The organism is Streptomyces sp. McG3 (assembly GCF_018619185.1).
Lineage (GTDB): Bacteria > Actinomycetota > Actinomycetes > Streptomycetales > Streptomycetaceae > Streptomyces.
Window position 1 is genome coordinate 108,605 of the sequence record NZ_JAAXYC010000001.1, and the last position, 17,040, is coordinate 125,644.

10 protein-coding genes are annotated in these 17,040 nt (G+C 71.9%); 1 reads left to right on the plus strand and 9 read right to left on the minus strand.

Translation table 11 applies throughout. The features are described from left to right. Positions 1–79: 79 nt before the first annotated feature. From tmk to HET64_RS00380, 8 genes are all read right to left on the minus strand, one after another. Positions 80–3,319, minus strand: a complete 3,240-nt coding sequence (gene tmk / locus HET64_RS00345; RefSeq protein ID WP_215100941.1) for a dTMP kinase — start codon at positions 3,317–3,319, stop codon at positions 80–82. 238 nt (positions 3,320–3,557) lie between these two features. Further along, on the minus strand, positions 3,558–6,461 hold the full coding sequence (gene topA, locus HET64_RS00350) for a type I DNA topoisomerase (protein ID WP_215100943.1): 2,904 nt from the start codon (positions 6,459–6,461) through the stop codon (positions 3,558–3,560). Between the two features lie 281 nt (positions 6,462–6,742). Continuing rightward, a complete protein-coding gene (locus tag HET64_RS00355) occupies positions 6,743–6,940 on the minus strand; it encodes a hypothetical protein (protein ID WP_032791540.1) in 198 nt (65 codons plus the stop codon). Between the two features lie 515 nt (positions 6,941–7,455). Continuing rightward, positions 7,456–8,982, minus strand: a complete 1,527-nt coding sequence (locus HET64_RS00360) for a class I SAM-dependent methyltransferase (protein WP_215100945.1) — start codon at positions 8,980–8,982, stop codon at positions 7,456–7,458. Between the two features lie 78 nt (positions 8,983–9,060). Beyond that, complete coding sequence (locus HET64_RS00365; protein WP_215100947.1) at positions 9,061–9,732, minus strand: small secreted protein; 672 nt, start codon at positions 9,730–9,732, stop codon at positions 9,061–9,063. 392 nt (positions 9,733–10,124) lie between these two features. Continuing rightward, positions 10,125–12,554 carry a sodium-translocating pyrophosphatase gene (locus tag HET64_RS00370; protein WP_215100949.1) on the minus strand — a complete coding sequence of 810 codons (2,430 nt, stop codon included), beginning with the start codon at positions 12,552–12,554 and terminating at the stop codon, positions 10,125–10,127. Between the two features lie 355 nt (positions 12,555–12,909). Further along, complete coding sequence (locus tag HET64_RS00375; protein ID WP_215100950.1) at positions 12,910–13,371, minus strand: ATP-binding protein; 462 nt, start codon at positions 13,369–13,371, stop codon at positions 12,910–12,912. A 199-nt stretch (positions 13,372–13,570) separates the two neighbouring features. Continuing rightward, positions 13,571–13,924, minus strand: a complete 354-nt coding sequence (locus tag HET64_RS00380; protein ID WP_003967428.1) for an STAS domain-containing protein — start codon at positions 13,922–13,924, stop codon at positions 13,571–13,573. 79 nt (positions 13,925–14,003) lie between these two features. Here HET64_RS00380 and HET64_RS00385 point away from each other — a divergent pair, with 79 nt between their 5' ends. After that, positions 14,004–16,472, plus strand: a complete 2,469-nt coding sequence (locus HET64_RS00385; RefSeq protein ID WP_215100952.1) for a DEAD/DEAH box helicase — start codon at positions 14,004–14,006, stop codon at positions 16,470–16,472. Here the strand turns inward: HET64_RS00385 and HET64_RS00390 are convergent. Beyond that, positions 16,435–16,995 carry an Rv3654c family TadE-like protein gene (locus HET64_RS00390; protein WP_308369679.1) on the minus strand — a complete coding sequence of 187 codons (561 nt, stop codon included), beginning with the start codon at positions 16,993–16,995 and terminating at the stop codon, positions 16,435–16,437. The two genes, HET64_RS00385 and HET64_RS00390, sit on opposite strands and share 38 nt — an antisense overlap. Between the last annotated feature and the right edge of the window lie 45 nt (positions 16,996–17,040).

Below are 17,040 nucleotides of genomic sequence, written 5' to 3' on the forward strand. Positions count from 1 at the left end.
CGCCACCGACAGTCCGGCCCGCCCGCCCCCGAAGGGGCGGACGGGCCGGGACTTCACCGTCGGAGGTGCGGCGGGGGCGTCAGCCGCGCGGGCGGCGTCCCCGGCCCGCAGGGCCGTCGTCCTCCTGGCCCCCGAGCAGCTCGTCCGCCAGGGTCGGCAGATCGTCCAGCGGAGTCTCCTCCGCCCAGTCCGGGCGGGGGCGCTTGCGGCGGCCCCGCTGCCGGTCGGGCGTCTCTCCGGCGTTCGGGTCCTCGACCTGCGGCAGCTCCCGGGTGCGCTCGTTCTCGCTCTCCGCGGGCGGGGCCGCCTGACTCTCGTCCCGGAAGAAGCCCTGGGGCACCCGGTCGGAGGGCCGGTCGGCGGAGACCGGCGGCAGCACGGCCGTCTCGTCCGCGTCCCGGGTCTGCCGCCGGTCGGCCGGCCGCTGGTCCGTGACGCGCGGCAGCATCGCCGTCTCGTCCTCCCCGCGGGCGGAGCCCGAACGCGCACCCGTGCCCGTACCGGATCCGGAAGGACGGTCGTCCTCCGTCCGGACCGCCGGGACCGGCTGCGTGATCTCGTTCGGGTTCACGATCGGTGTGGGCACCGTGAGCTCGTTCTCCGGAACGGACGGGCCCTCCGACCGCGAGGAGGTCTCCGTACGGGAGTCATGGGAGTCACCGGAGTCACGGGACGCCCGCGCCTCCTCCGCCCGCCGGGCCTCCGCCCGCTCGGCCTCGGCGCGCGCCGCCTCCGTACGGGCGGCGGCCTCGGTCTCGGCCCGGCGGCGGGCCTCCTCGGCCCGCATCAGGGCCTCTTCGGCCTTGCGCTGCTTCTCCAGCCGCTGCGCCTCGGCCTCCTTGCGGAGCCGGGCCTCCTCCTCGGCCTGCTTGCGCAGACGCTCCTGCTCGGCCTCGCGGACCCGCTCCTCGGCCTCCAGCCGGAGCCGGTCCTCCTCGGCGCGGCGGCGGGCCTCCTCGGCACGTTGCCGGGCCTCCTCCGCCTGGCGCTCGGCCTCGCGGCGGCGGGCCTCCTCCAGCTCGCGCTGCTTGCGCTCCTCCTCCTCGGCGCGCAGCCGGGCGAGCTGCTCCTGGCGCTCCTTCTCCAGGCGCTCCTCCTCGGCCTTGCGGGCGGCCTCTTCCTCCGCCTTGCGCCGGGCCTCCTCGATGGCCTGGCGGCGGGCCTCCTCGATGGCCTCGATCTCGGCCTCGGAGAGCGGCAGGAGCTGGTCGAGCCGGTGACGTACGACCGTGGTGATCGACTCCGGCTCCTGGCCGGCGTCCACCACCAGATAGCGCGTCGGGTCGGCGGCGGCCAGGGTCAGGAACCCGGACCGCACCCGCTCGTGGAATTCGGCCGGCTCCGACTCCAGCCGGTCCGGCGCCTCGGTGAACCGCTCCCGCGCGGTCGCCGGGTCGACGTCCAGCAGCACCGTCAGATGCGGTACGAGGCCGCTCGTCGCCCACCGCGAGATCCGGGCGATCTCGGTCGGGGCCAGATCCCGGCCCGCACCCTGGTAGGCGACGGACGAGTCGATGTAACGGTCGGAGATGACGATCGCGCCGCGCTCCAGCGCCGGGCGGACGACGGAGTCGACGTGCTCGGCGCGGTCGGCGGCGTACAGCAGGGCCTCGGCCCGGTTGGACAGGCCGGCGGAGGACACGTCGAGCAGGATCGACCGCAGCCGCTTGCCGACCGGGGTCGCACCTGGCTCGCGGGTCACGACGACCTCGTGGCCCTTGGACCGGATCCAGTCGGCGAGCGCCTCGACCTGAGTGGACTTGCCCGCTCCGTCGCCGCCCTCCAGGACGAGGAAGAAGCCGGTGGCGGCCGGCGCGACCGCCGGGTCGCCGCCACGCAGCGCCTCGCGCAGGTCCCGGCGCAGCGGCACACCCGCCCGGTCGTCCGTCCTGGCGAGGACGAGCGCGGCGACGGGCAGCAGCAGCGCGCCGAGGAGCATCAGGGTGAACGCGGCCCCGCCGTGGGCGAAGACGAAGTCACCGGCGACCAGGCGGTGCTGCCCGATCGCGGCGGCCAGCAGGGGGCCCGCGACCGCGCCGAGCGCGACGAGCACCCGGACGACGGCCTGGAGGTGCTCGGTGGTCCGGGCCTGCCGGAACGCCTCGGTCTCCTGGTCGATCAGGGTGTGCCCGGTGTTCGCGGCGACCCCGGCGGCGTAACCGGCGAGCAGGGCGATGGCGATCCCGGTCGCGGTGTCCGGCACCAGGCCGAGCGCGAGGAGCGCGAGGCCGGTGACCATGACGGCCAGCGCCAGCAGACGGCGGCGCGACAGGGTGGGCAGCACATGGCGCGCGGTGCGGATGCCGAGGGCGGTGCCACCGGTCAGTCCGAGGACCAGCAGCGCGAACGTCGCGGGCCCGCCGCCCAGGTCGTAGGCGTGCAGTACGGAGACGGCGGCGGCCGCGGCGACGGCTCCGGCGAGGGCCGCGCAGACCGCGACCAGCAGGGGGACCGCGCCGGTGCGGCCCTTGTCGGGGCCGTTGCCGGTGGCGGGGCGGCGCAGGCCCTCCAGCGGGGAGCGCGGCCGGGGCGTCTGCGTGGCCGGGAACTGAAGGAAGTACAGGGTGGAGATGGAGGCCGAGAAGAGCCCGGCCGCGACGTAGGACCCCAGGGCCGCCTGGTGGAAGGAGAACCACTCCAGGCCCGAGCCGAGGAGGTTGCCGACCAGCGTGGCGGCCAGCAGGACCAGCGCGGCGGCGGGCACGGCGAGGAAGTTCGTACGCAGCGAGAGGCGGCGCAGGGCGTCGAGGTGGTCGGGCAGGGGGCGTACGGCAGCGCCTTCGAGGGGCGGGGCCGGCAGCAGCGCCGGGGCGGCACTGTCCTTGGCCACGGCCCACAGGCGCTCACCGGCGCCGGTCACGAAGACGGTGATGAGGATCATCATGAGCGCCTTGTCGGGCGTCCAGTCGATCCACAGCGGGGCGACGACCAGGAGCGCCAGGCGCAGCCCGTCCACCCCGATCATCAGCCATCGCCGGTCCAGCTTTCCGCCGGGCCCCGTGAGGGACGTCAAGGGCCCCAGGAGTACGGCTCCGAAGAACAGGGTGGAAAGGATCCGGGCACCGAAGACGGCGGCGACGGCGAAGGCCGTCCCGCGGTATCCGGTGCCGAATGAGCCCTCAAGGACCGCCGCTTGCAGCGACAGCAGCACCAGCACGAGAAGGGCGAGTGCATCGCCGATACCGCCGACGAGCTGGGCGCTCCACAACCGCTTCAGCGGGGGAATACGCAACAGGGCCCGTACGGCGCGCTCGCGTGAGTCTGCGGCAAGTGTGTCGGAGGTGGGGCTCACGACCGTTGGCTGCTCGGCTCGCGTCATCCGCCCAGCCTATCGGCAGCGGTGCGGTGACCGTCGGCCCGTCCGAACATATGGACGCAGACAGCTTCCGGCCATGCTGCGCGAGCCCCCTTGCGCAGCGCCGCCCGGCCCCCTTTGCGCACCACCGCCGCGCACGCCTTCGCACCGCAGCCCCGCACGCCTACGCGCCACCGCCCGGCACCTCGATCACAGGGATCGAGATACCGGGCGGCTGGGTGCGATCCGCGCGACGGCGGGGTCAGTCGTCCGACGGGGCGGCGGAGGAGGAGGCCGAAGCCGTCTTCTTCGCTGTCGCCGTCGTCTTCTTGGCTGCCGTCTTGGCGGTCGTCGCCTTCTTGGCCGTCGTCGTCTTCTTCGCCGCGGTCTTCTTGGCGGCCGTGGTCTTGGTGGCCGTCGTCTTCTTCGCGGCCGTCTTCTTGGCCGTCGCCTTCTTCGCCGGGGCCTTCTTGGCCGTCTTCTTCTTCGCCGGCCCCTTGGCGCGCTTCTCGGCGAGCAGCTCGTAGCCGCGCTCCGGCGTGATGTCCTCGACGCTGTCGTCGGTCCGCAGCGTCGCGTTGGTCTCGCCGTCGGTGACGTACGCGCCGAAGCGGCCGTCCTTCACCACGACCGGCGCACCGCTGACCGGGTCGGTGCCCAGCTCCTTGAGCGGCGGCTTGGCCGCGGCCCTGCCGCGCTGCTTGGGCTGGGCGTAGATCGCGAGGGCCTCTTCGAGGGTGATGTCGAAGAGCTGGTCCTCGGAGGTCAACGACCGGGAGTCGGTGCCCTTCTTCAGATACGGGCCGTAGCGGCCGTTCTGCGCGGTGATCTCGACGCCCTCGGCGTCCTCACCGACGACGCGCGGCAGCGACATCAGCTTGAGGGCGTCGGCGAGGGTGACCGTGTCCAGGGACATGGACTTGAAGAGGGAGGCGGTCCGCGGCTTCACCGCGTTCTTGCCGGTCTTCGGCGTCCCCTCGGGCAGCACCTCGGTGACGTACGGGCCGTAGCGGCCGTCCTTGGCGATGATCTGGTTGCCGCTGACCGGGTCGGCGCCCAGCTCGAAGTCGCCGCTGGGCTTCGCCAGCAGCTCCTCGGCGAGCTCGACGGTCAGCTCGTCGGGTGCCAGGTCCTCGGGCACGTCGGCCCGCTGGTGGCCCTCGGCGTCCTTCTCGCCCCGCTCGATGTACGGGCCGTAGCGGCCGACGCGGAGCTTGATGTCGTTGCCGACCGGGAAGGAGGAGATCTCCCGGGCGTCGATCGCACCGAGGTCGGTGACCAGTGCCTTCAGGCCGCCGAGGTGGTCGCCGTCGCCGTTGCCCGCGTCGGAGGCCGCGCCGACCTGGGCGGTGTCGTCACCGGGCTGGGCGCCGAAGTAGAAGCGCTTGAGCCACGGCACGGACTGGGCCTCGCCCCGCGAGATGCGGTCGAGGTCGTCCTCCATGCGGGCGGTGAAGTCGTAGTCGACGAGCCGGCCGAAGTGCTTCTCCAGCAGGTTGACCACGGCGAAGGACAGGAAGGACGGGACGAGTGCCGTGCCCTTCTTGAAGACGTAGCCGCGGTCGAGGATGGTCCCGATGATCGAGGCGTACGTCGACGGGCGGCCGATCTCGCGCTCTTCCAGCTCCTTGACCAGCGAGGCCTCGGTGTAGCGGGCCGGGGGCTTGGTGGCGTGCCCGTCGACCGTGACCTCCTCGGCGGACAGCGCGTCGCCCTCGGCCACCTGCGGCAGCCGGCGCTCACGGTCGTCCAGCTCGGCGTTCGGGTCGTCGGCGCCCTCGACGTAGGCCTTCATGAAGCCGTGGAAGGTGATCGTCTTGCCGGAGGCGGAGAACTCGGCGTCCCGGCCGTCGCTCGCCCGGCCGCCGATCTTGACGGTGACGGAGTTGCCGACCGCGTCCTTCATCTGGGAGGCGACGGTCCGCTTCCAGATCAGCTCGTAGAGCCGGAACTGGTCGCCGGTGAGGCCGGTCTCGGCGGGGGTGCGGAAGCGGTCGCCGGAAGGGCGGATCGCCTCGTGCGCCTCCTGCGCGTTCTTGACCTTCCCGGCGTACGTACGCGGCTTCTCGGGGAGGTAGTTCGCCCCGTACAACTGCGTGACCTGGGCCCGGGCCGCGGAGATCGCGGTGTCCGAGAGGGTCGTGGAGTCCGTACGCATATAGGTGATGAAGCCGTTCTCGTACAGCTTCTGCGCCACCTGCATGGTCGCCTTGGCCCCGAAGCCCAGCTTGCGGCTCGCCTCCTGCTGGAGGGTCGTGGTCCGGAAGGGGGCGTACGGGGAGCGGCGGTACGGCTTCGACTCGACGGACCGGACCGCGAAGGAGGAGTCGGCGAGCGCGGCGGCCAGGGCGCGGGCGTTCGTCTCGTCCAGGTGCAGGGTCTGGGCGGAGCCGGCCTTCAGCTGCCCGTCGGGGCCGAAGTCGCGGCCCTGGGCGATCCGGCGGCCGTCGACCGCGCTGAGGCGGGCGGTGAGGGTCGAGGGGTCGGAGGCGTCACCGGTGCGGCCGGTGGCGAACTTCCCGGTCAGGTCCCAGTACTCGGCGGAGCGGAAGGCGATGCGCTCGCGCTCCCGCTCGACGACGAGCCGGGTGGCGACGGACTGGACGCGGCCCGCCGAGAGCTTCGGCATGACCTTCTTCCACAGGACCGGCGAGACCTCGTAGCCGTAGAGGCGGTCGAGGATGCGGCGGGTCTCCTGGGCGTCGACCATGCGCTGGTTGAGCTCGCGCGGGTTGGCGACGGCGGCCCGGATCGCGTCCTTGGTGATCTCGTGGAAGACCATCCGGTGGACCGGGACCTTGGGCCTGAGCACTTCCTGGAGGTGCCACGCGATGGCTTCGCCCTCGCGGTCCTCATCGGTGGCGAGGAAGAGTTCGTCGGACTCGGCCAGCAGCTGCTTGAGCTTCCTGACCTGGGCCTTCTTGTCGGCGTTGACGACATAGATGGGCTGGAAGTCGTGTTCGACGTCCACCCCGAGGCGGCGTACCTCGCCGGTGTACTCGTCCGGGACCTCGGCCGCGCCGTTCGGGAGGTCGCGGATGTGCCCGACGCTCGCCTCGACGACGTATCCGGGGCCGAGATAGCCCTTGATCGTCTTCGCCTTGGCAGGCGACTCGACGATGACGAGTCGGCGGCCGCCCTGTGCGGTCTCGCTGGTCGGGGACAACTTCGCTCTTCTCTCCGGTCGACACTCGATGGGCATCCGGGCAGCGTCATGACGCTGCCCGCGGTGCTGTCGCTGCGGAGTGTGACGGTACAACCCGCCCCCGTGTCAAACGGCAAAAGCCCGCAACGGCCACTCGAACGGTAACCCGACTTCCGCCATTCCTGCCGCCCGGACCGCCGGGTCCGCGCCACGCGGAGGCTTGGCCAGTGTCTTTTCGGAGGTGGTCGCGGTGTCCGCCGGGCAACCTGTCGGCCCGGGCGCCGCACTGCCGGGGCCGGGGATCAGACGAGCGTGAAGCACCACACGCCGAGGCCGAGGAAAACTACGCCGAAGAGCGTCGTGAGTGCGGTGGAGGCGACGGGGCTCACACCGTGCGCCACCGGCGCGCGGTGCAGGGCTCGCGCCCCTGTCCAGATCAGGAGGGCGGCGCCGAACAGCGCCAGGGCCGTACCGGCGAAGACTGCTGAGACGCTCTCCATGTCGTACTCCTGGACCGTCGTGGCGAACCGCCCGGGGCGGGCCGGCCGGTCCCGGAGCCGGACCTCGGCGGCCCGGCACGGGGAGGTTGTCACCCCGGGGCATCGCCCACACGAACCCGGGGTGAACAGCACTCCCCCGCCGACCGGCGGAACCCCATCGGCCGCATACGGATCGGCTACGGACCGCACAGGGATCACACGACCGGAACGCATGGTCCGGGCGCGCCGGAGAGCGCGCCGAGCGGGAACGCGCTGGTGACAAGGACGGCACCACCCGTCCGAGAGACACCCCCGCCCCGTACCGGAAGGCGGCCGCGGTCACCGTCCCACGGACACGGCCTTCAGCTCACACCGTCGTGCGGACACGGCCTCCAGCCCGCCGGCCGCCGCGCCCTCCCCGGCCTCGATGCTCGGGGTACGGCGGTCTTCATCGCGGCGGCGGCCTCGACACTCTCCCCGCTCGCCGCGCCCTCCACGTACTCCGCGCTCTCCGTGGCCTCCACGCTCTCCGCGGCCTACTGGCCCCGCGGTACGGTGCCGGGCGCCGGTTCCAGGAAGCCCTCCTCGACCAGCAGCCGGATCGCCTGCGGGGTGCGGTCGCGCAGGAGCACCGGGTCCTCCGCCATCAACTGCGCGATGGCGTCCAGGATCCGCCCGGCGGGCAGCGAGCCGTCGCACACGCCCGCGAACCCGGCGGCCACCGCGTCGACCTTGGTCGCCCGCATCATGCCGTGGTGCTGACGCAGCACCACATGCTCGGGGTCCTCCGCGCCCGGCAGGCCGACCTGCTCCTGCACGACTTCGGCGGCGAGGACGAAGTGCCCCGCGAGCAGCGCCGCGTCGTCCTGGTCGCGGAGGTAGTCCTGGCGGGCGAAGTGCTCCTGGACGGCCTGCCCGAGCGGCTGCCGCACCGCGTGCGGCCACTCCTCGACCACGATCGAGGGGTTCCCGGCCTCCGCCGCCGCGGATCTGCGCAGGGTGATCCAGCCGAACCCGAGGGCCGTGGCGCCCCGCGCCTCGAACTCGTCGAGCCACGCCTCGTACCGCTCGGTGTACCGGTCGGGGTCGCCGCGGTGGTCGCCGCTGTCCCGGAGCCACAGCTCGGCGTACTGCGTCACGTCCTGGACCTCGCGCTGGACGATCCAGGCGTCACAGCCGTAGGGCACCCAGGAGCGCAGCCTGTCCTGCCACTCCTCACCCTCCACGTGCTGCCAGTTGGCGAGGAACTGGGCGTACCCCCCCTCGTTCAGATGGGCGCCGGACTGCTGCACCAGCTCCCGGCACAGGTCGTCACCGCCCATGCCGCCGTCCCGGTAGGTGAGGCGGGCGCCGGGCGAGATGACGAAGGGCGGGTTGGAGACGATCAGGTCGAACGTGTCGGAGCCCACCGGCTCGAAGAGGGAGCCCTCGCGCAGGTCGGCGGGGGCGGCGCCGGACAGCGCGAGGGTGAGCCGGGTGAACTCCAGGGCACGGGGGTTGAGGTCGGTGGCGGTGACCCGGCTCGCGTGCTGGGCGGCGTGCAGCGCCTGGATGCCGGAGCCCGTACCGAGGTCGAGGGCGGAGGCGACCGGCGCCCGGACGGTGATCCCGGCGAGGGTGGTGGAGGCCCCGCCGACCCCGAGGACGACACCCTCCTCGCGCGAGCCGATCCCTCCCGCACCGCCGACCGCGCACCCGAGGTCGGACACGATGAACCAGTCCTCGCCGTCCGGCCCCCCGTACGGCCGTACGTCGACGCCCGCACGGACCGTCCCGTCGGCGTGGCTCACCCAGCCGTCCGCGACGCACTCGGCGAGCGGCAGGGCGGCACGTGCCCGCTCCTCGGCGACGGGACGCTGCAGCAGGAACAGCCGCACCAGCGTGTCGAGCGGGGTGTAGCCCCGGGTGGCCCGCAGGGCGGGGACCGTCTCGCTGCGGGCGAGGGCGGCATAGGCGGGCGCGCCGAGGCGGTCGAGGAGCCCGTCCGCGGTGAAGTCCGCGGCGAGCAGGGCCTCACGGAGGGCGGCGGCGTGGTCGGGTGCGGGAAGGCTGCTCTTACTCACCCACCCATTGTGTCCGCTCCCACCGACAACGGCAGCGGCCCGGGCACCCACCGGGTGTCCGGGCCGGAGGAACGGCGCTCAGCCCTTCTTCTCCGCGGCGTCCTTGTCCGCGGAGTCCTTCTCCGTCGCGTCGCCCTTGTCGGCGTCCGTGCCCGCCGGGGACGCGTCGGCGCCGGCCGCCGCGGAGCCGGAGGGGCCGGTCGAGGCCGTCGGCTTCTGGCAGCCCTTCTGCTTCGACATCGCGACGCCGACCTCGCCGGACTGGAGCTTCTTCAGAGCCTGGTCACCGCTGGTGCTGATCTTGTTCAGCTCGTCGGCGATGCCCTTCAGCCCGTCGGCGAACTTCGCCTGGTCCTTGGTGTCGAGCGCGTCGACCTCGGTCTTGAGGTCGGCGTACGCCTTGGAGGAGGCGTTGAGCTCCTTGACCGCTTCCTTCTGCGTGGTCTCGCCGCCGTCGACCGGCGGCGGACCGGCGGAGTCCACGGCGGTGCCCAGCGACTTGTACGCCTGGGAGATCTGCTGGAAGGCGGCCGAGTCGGTCTTCTGGACGTCGGCGGGCTTGCTGTTGTCCGCGGTCTGCTGCTGGATGGAGGCGTTGGCGTTGGCGATCTTCTGCAGTTGCGGCTGAACCTGGTCGCAGACCTTCTTGGCCCAGTCGTTGACCTTGTTGTCGCTGTCGTCGCTGCAGCCCGACAGCGTCAGTACGAGTACCGCACCGCCGGACAGTGCGGCTGCAAGCTTCTTGTTCACCGGATTGGTCCCTTCCAAGGCTCTCGGCCCCGGAACTTACACGCCGAGGGGACGACAGCCGGGTGCCGGTCATCCGGTGTGCACGCTTTTGAAGCCATTTGCACCAAGGGAAATGAGGGAGATACCACTCGTGCCGAGAATCGGACGCACGATCGGTCACTCATCCGAAAGACTTCTCCCGATCATCGGCCCCATCTCCCCCCTCACCCCCGGCACAGACGCGGACGACACCGGACGAGGGCGGAAGAGGACGCCGGAGGGACAGCCGGAGGCGCAGAAGGAGCGGGCGGAAGCGGAGGCGGGGCGGACGGCACGTCAGCACGCACCGTCCGCCCGCTCCTTGATCACGCGTCACACGATGTGCGCGCCCGGCAGGCCTCGCCGCGCCCGGCTCACGGGGCCGCCGCGGGATCCGGCGCGGGGACCGGGGGACCGCCGTCCCCCGAGGCGTCGTCGTCGCCCACGGCGATGCCGCGCCGCTTCGAGACATAGACCGCGACGACGATGATCCCGATGGCGACGACGGCCACCAGCGCCCGCACCCAGGGATTGGCGTCCGCTCCATAGCTGAACTGCACGATCGCCGGGGCGATGAGCAGGGCGACCAGGTTCATCACCTTGAGCAGCGGGTTGATCGCCGGGCCCGCCGTGTCCTTGAACGGGTCGCCGACCGTGTCGCCGATGACGGTCGCGGCATGGGCCTCGCTGCCCTTGCCGCCGTGGTGGCCGTCCTCGACGAGCTTCTTGGCGTTGTCCCAGGCGCCCCCGGAGTTGGCGAGGAACACGGCCATCAGCGTGCCCGTGGCGATCGCGCCGGCGAGGTACGAGCCGAGGGCGCCGACACCGAGGGTGAAGCCGACCCCGATGGGCGCCAGGACCGCGAGCAGTCCCGGTGTGGCCAGTTCACGCAGGGCGTCGCGCGTGCAGATGTCGACGACGCGCCCGTACTCGGGCTTCTCCGAGTAGTCCATGATCCCGGGATGCTCGCGGAACTGCCGCCTGACCTCGTAGACCACGGCGCCGGCGGACCGGGACACGGCGTTGATGGCCAGCCCGGAGAAGAGGAAGACGACCGCGGCGCCCAGGATCAGGCCGACGAGGTTGTTGGGTTGCGAGATGTCCAGGCTCAGACCCAGCTCGCCCGCCCCGGCCCCGACCTCGTCCACCGCCGTGGCGATGGCGTCGCGGTAGGACCCGAAGAGCGCCGCCGCCGCGAGGACGGCGGTGGCGATGGCGATGCCCTTGGTGATGGCCTTGGTCGTGTTGCCGACCGCGTCCAGGTCGGTGAGCACCTGGGCGCCGGCCCCCGTGACATCCCCGGACATCTCGGCGATGCCCTGGGCGTTGTCCGAGACCGGTCCGAAGGTGTCCATGGCCACGATGACGCCCACCGTGGTGAGAAGCCCCGTCCCGGCGAGCGCGACCGCGAAGAGCGCCAGCATGATCGACGTACCGCCCAGCAGGAACGCCCCGTAGACGCCCAGGCTGATCAGCAGCGCGGTGTACACGGCCGATTCCAGGCCGATGGAGATGCCCGCCAGCACCACGGTGGCCGGGCCGGTGAGCGAGGACTTGCCGATGTCCCGGACCGGGCGGCGATTGGTCTCGGTGAAGTAGCCGGTGAGCTGCTGGATGAGCGCGGCCAGGACGATGCCGATGGCCACCGCGACCAGGGCGAAGATCCGCGGATCGCCACCGTGCCCGGCGATCGCCTCGTCGGTGACCCCGTCCAGCTCGGCGTAGGAGGAGGGCAGATAGGTGAAGGCGGCGACGGCCACCAGGGCGAGCGAGACCACCGCGGAGATGAAGAAGCCGCGGTTGATCGCGGTCATGCCGCTGCGGTCGGCGCGGCGCGGGGCCACCGCGAAGATCCCGATCATCGCGGTGACGACGCCGATCGCCGGGACCATCAGGGGGAAGGCGAGACCGGAGTCGCCGAACGCGGCCGTACCGAGGATGAGCGCCGCCACGAGCGTCACGGCGTACGACTCGAAGAGGTCGGCTGCCATGCCCGCGCAGTCACCGACGTTGTCGCCCACGTTGTCGGCGATGGTGGCGGCGTTGCGCGGATCGTCCTCCGGGATGCCCTGCTCCACCTTGCCCACCAGGTCGGCCCCGACATCCGCGGCCTTGGTGAAGATCCCGCCGCCGACCCTCATGAACATGGCGATCAGCGCCGCGCCGAGACCGAACCCCTCCAGCACCTTGGGCGCGTCGGCGGCATAGACGAGCACCACGCAGGAGGCCCCGAGCAGACCGAGTCCCACCGTGATCATTCCGACCACGCCACCGGTACGGAAAGCGATCTTCATCGCTTTGTGCGAGACGGCGGTGAGATCCTTTTCCGGCTCGCCTTCCGCTGGAGTCGCCTCACGTGCGGCTGCGGCCACCCGCACATTGCTCCGTACGGCGAGCCGCATGCCGATGTATCCGGTCGCCGCGGAGAAAAGCGCACCCACCAGGAAGAAGAGGGAACGCCCCGCGCGCTGCGACCAGTTGTCGGCCGGCAACAGGAACAAGAGGAAGAACACGACGACGGAGAAGACACCGACCGTGCGCAGTTGTCGGGCCAGATAGGCGTTCGCGCCCTCCTGGACCGCCGCGGCGATCTCCTTCATGCGTTCGGTGCCCTCGCCGGCCGCCAGGACCTGGCGTACGAGCAGCTGGGCGACGACCAGCGCGGCGACGGCGACGACCGCCACCACGATGACGATCAGCCGGTTGCCGTCGGTGAGTACCGCCGCCGCGAGGGAGACGGGTCGGTCGGAAAGTGCGGATTCTTGCGTCAGTGCTGCCATTGGGGTGGTGAAGAACTCCGCCATACGTCCTCCTTGACGCTCAGCGCTCAAGTCGTGGACGGATTGTAGGGAGCGGAACCTGATCAAAACAGTGGGCGGGAAGAGAAATGATCGCTCTCCTCCCAACGCCGAAAGATCAGCGGAGGGATTCTCCTCGAATGCAGTAATGAGGCAGGCGCGTTACCCGAAGATAATCAAGAAAAAAGGCCCTGCTCAGCAGGGCCTGGAAAAAACGAAACATCATCCGCGCGGCTCAACGTCCACGATGGGCCACGGGGTACCGGGCACGGACAGTGCGAGCACGGGCACACGCGAGCAGCGCGCACAGGCATGAGCGAGCAGCGTGTACGGGCACAGGCTCAGGTGCAGCTACGGGCCCTCATGGGCGCACCGCGGCGTCGGCCGTCGGCCAGCTCATGCGGATCACTCCGCCGGCCGCACCGGATCGAACCTCCACGTCGTCGACGAGACCGCTGATGACCGCGAGACCCATCTCGTCCTCGCCCTCACCGTCCGTCTCGGGATCGGGCCGGTCCGGCCCCGCCCCGGAGCCGTTACCAGCCCCGGACGCGGCGGGATCCCCGCCGGGGCCGGGAACACTGTCCCCGACCTCGATGGAGAACGCCTTCTCCTCCTCGGTCAACGCGACGCTGACCGGCTCGGTGATGCCGTGACTGCGATGCAGCCCGACCGCGCGGCTGCACGCCTCCCCGACGGCGAGCCTGACCTCGTCGAGCACCGCCTCGTCGACGCCGGCCCTGCGCGCCACGGCGGCCGCCACCAGGCGGGCCGTCCTGACATGTTCAGGCTGGGCGCTGAAGCGGAGTTCAACGGTGGCCATGACATCCCCCTCGAACGTTCGGGCGTACGCCTCAGAGGCCCCGGGCCTATCGCCCGGCACCCCTGCTCTCCTCCTCCGGAAGCCGACAAAGCCGACAGCCGACCCGAGGGTCGACCGCCTGCCCGTCACGGCCCATGCGCTGCCGCTGCCGGCCTGTTCACTGCCTGCCGACCGGCCCGGGGGCCGGTCCGCTCCGACCTCAGTCGGTGGCGGCGACAGCCTCGTCGACCGTGGTGTGAATCGGGAACACCTTGGTCAGACCTGTGATCCGGAAGATCTTGAGAATGCGCTCCTGGTTGCAGACCAGGCGCAACGAGCCCTCATGGGCCCGGACACGCTTCAAGCCGCCCACGAGCACGCCGAGGCCGGTGGAGTCGAGGAAGTCGACGCCTTCCATGTCGACAACCAAGTGGTAGCTGCCGTCATTCACCAACTCGACCAACTGCTCGCGCAGCTTGGGCGCGGTATACACATCAATCTCGCCACCGACCTCGACGACCGTACGGTCGCCACCAGGGCCGGACACATTGCGAGTCGACAGGGACAGGTCCACGGATCCTCCAGCACCTTGCTATCGAGCGGTCGCCCCTCGGTCTCCCCGACGGAGGCCAGGGGACGGATCGCCAGCCGCGATGGCATTCAATCACTTACCAGCAGCCATGCACGACGCCTTGGGACCATTGTCCGTCACGCCAGTGACACACTCGGTGTCGATGGCCAAGAATCACCGTCCCGGACGACCACCCGAGAGTGGGGGCTCGCGCCCCTCTCCCGCCATGATCCTCGACCGGCTCGCCGCAGGGGCGGGCCGGGCCGCGCGCATCACTCATACGGAGCACCTGCCCCCGCGATCGGGAACCCATGCCATCTGGCCGGATCGCATCCGGCCAGAAGTGATCTCGGCGATCGAAAAGGCCGGGATCGCCCATCCGTGGGCCCATCAGGCGGCCGCGGCGGAACACGCGCTGGACGGCGAATCGGTCGTGATCGCCACCGGCACGGCCTCCGGGAAGTCCCTCGCGTACCTCGCGCCGGTCCTCAGCACCCTTCTGGACGGCTCGGAGGCCCCCAACGGCCGCGGGGCCACCGCCCTGTACCTCGCCCCCACCAAGGCCCTGGCAGCCGACCAGCGGCGCTCGGTGAAGGCGCTCGCGGCCCCGCTCGGCAACGCCGTCAGACCCGCGGTCTACGACGGCGACACCCCCGTCGAGGAACGCGAATGGGTGCGGCAGTACGCGAACTACGTCCTGACCAACCCCGACATGCTGCACCGCGGAATACTGCCCTCCCACCCCCGCTGGGCGTCCTTCCTGCGTGCCCTGCGGTACGTCGTGATCGACGAGTGCCACACCTACCGGGGCGTCTTCGGCTCCCACGTCGCCCAGGTCCTGCGCCGTCTACGCCGTCTGTGCGCCCGCTACGGGGCCGATCCGGTCTTCCTGCTCGCCTCGGCCACGGCGGCCGATCCCGCGGTCGCAGCCGGGCGTCTGACGGGTCTGCCGGTCCGGGAGGTGTCCGACGACGCCTCCCCGCGCGGTGAGCTGGTCTTCGCCCTGTGGGAGCCCCCGCTGACCGACCTGCACGGCGAGAAGGGCGCACCCGTTCGCCGTACCGCGACGGCCGAGACCGCCGATCTCCTCACCGACCTGACCCTCCAGGGCGTCCGCTCGGTCGCCTTCGTACGCTCCCGGCGCGGCGCGGAACTGATCTCGGTGATCGCCAAGGAGCGCCTCGCGGAGATCGACCGCTCGCTGCCGAAGCGGGTCGCCGCCTATCGCGGGGGCTACCTCCCCGAGGAGCGCCGGGCCCTGGAGCGGGCGCTGCACTCCGGCGAGCTGCTCGGTCTGGCGGCCACCACCGCCCTGGAACTGGGCATCGACGTCTCCGGCCTCGGCGCGGTCGTCATCTCCGGCTACCCGGGCACGCGGGCGTCCCTCTGGCAGCAGGCGGGCCGGGCCGGCCGCTCGGGCCAGGGCGCCCTGGCCGTACTCGTGGCCCGGGACGACCCGCTGGACACGTACCTGGTGCACCACCCGGAGGCCCTGTTCCAGCAGCCCGTCGAGTCGACGGTGCTGGACCCGGACAACCCCTACGTCCTCGCCCCCCACCTCTGCGCCGCGGCCGCCGAGCTGCCCCTGACCGAGCCCGACATCGCCCTCTTCGGCCCGGCCGTGCCCGAGCTGCTGCCGCAGCTGGAGGCGGCGAAGCTGCTGCGCAGACGGGCATCGGGCTGGCACTGGACGCGCCGCGAGCGGGCCGCCGACCTGGCCGACATCCGGGGCGGGGGCGGCCGCCCCGTCCAGATCGTCGAGGAGGGCACCGGCCGCCTGCTGGGCACCGTCGACGAGGCCGCCGCCCACACGGCCGTCCACGAAGGGGCCGTCCATCTCCACCAGGGCCGCACCCACCTGGTCCGCAAACTGGACCTGGAGGACTCCGTGGCCCTGGTCGAGCAGGCCGACCCGCCGTACTCGACGGTCGCCCGCGACACCACGGCCATCACCGTCCTGGAGACCGACACCGAGATCCCCTGGGGCCAGGGGCGGCTCTGTTACGGCTCCGTCGAGGTCACCAACCAGGTCGTCTCGTTCCTCCGCCGGAGGCTGATCACCGGGGAAGTCCTGGGCGAGACGAAGCTCGACCTGCCGCCCCGCACCCTGCGCACCCGCGCCGTGTGGTGGACGGTCACCGAGGACCAGCTCGACGCGGCCCGCGTCAACCCGGAGATCCTCGGCGGCGCACTTCACGCCGCCGAGCACGCGTCGATCGGCCTGCTGCCGCTCTTCGCCACCTGCGACCGCTGGGACATCGGCGGCGTGTCCGTACCGCTGCACCCGGACACCCTGCTGCCGACGGTCTTCGTCTACGACGGCCACCCCGGAGGAGCCGGATTCGCCGAGCGGGCCTTCCACACCGCCCGTACGTGGCTGACGGCGACCCGGGAGGCCATCGCGTCCTGCGAGTGCGAGGCGGGCTGCCCCTCCTGCATCCAGTCCCCCAAGTGCGGCAACGGCAACGAGCCCCTGCACAAACGCGGAGCCGTACGCCTGCTCACCGAGCTCCTCAGAGCCGCACCCCCGGAACCGAACGACCCGGTATAGCCCGGCTGCCGGCCGGAGATCCGGCCCCACGATCGACGGGAGGGCCGGCCCTGGCCCTGACAGCGGGCAGGTAGGGCCCGAACCCCGAGCGGGCGGTCACATCAGCGATCTCCCCTCGCACCGCGCAGCGAACGAGCACGGCCCCCTGCGCCAGGGCCACTCGCCGGGCCGCCCCACACGCGACCACCGTCCCTTCCAGCGCCAGGTCCGCGGCCGCGAGGGCTGCCAGATCCGCGGCCCCACCCGCCCGGTGACGGGCAGCCACGGCCTGCCCCAGCGCGAGCACCACGGCGAACACGGTGCAGAGACCGGCCGCGGTGAATGCCACCCACACCGTCGCCAGACCTCGGTCCGCGCCAAGACCCGCACGCCGGTTCGCGCTCCGGCATGCGATCCGGGCCCCGATCCTGGCTGCGATCCGGGCCGCGGGCCGGGCTGCGGGCCTGGCTACGAGCCTGGCCGCGATCCGATCCATTCGCAGGCCCGCTCCCCGGTGCGCACCACGCCCCGTCCTCCGGCCCATGCCTCTGTCCTCGCTCTCGCCCTCGCCCTCGTCCTTGTCCTCGCC

Bases quoted from the DNA above. Each gene is read 5' to 3' on its own strand.
- HET64_RS00390 (WP_308369679.1), bottom strand. From the start codon at position 16,995: ATGGGCCGGAGGACGGGGCGTGGTGCGCACCGGGGAGCGGGCCTGCGA.
- HET64_RS00370 (WP_215100949.1), bottom strand. From the start codon at position 12,554: ATGGCGGAGTTCTTCACCACCCCAATGGCAGCACTGACGCAAGAATCC.
- tmk (WP_215100941.1), bottom strand. From the start codon at position 3,319: ATGACGCGAGCCGAGCAGCCAACGGTCGTGAGCCCCACCTCCGACACA.
- HET64_RS00375 (WP_215100950.1), bottom strand. From the start codon at position 13,371: ATGGCCACCGTTGAACTCCGCTTCAGCGCCCAGCCTGAACATGTCAGG.
- HET64_RS00355 (WP_032791540.1), bottom strand. From the start codon at position 6,940: ATGGAGAGCGTCTCAGCAGTCTTCGCCGGTACGGCCCTGGCGCTGTTC.
- HET64_RS00385 (WP_215100952.1), top strand. From the start codon at position 14,004: ATGGCATTCAATCACTTACCAGCAGCCATGCACGACGCCTTGGGACCA.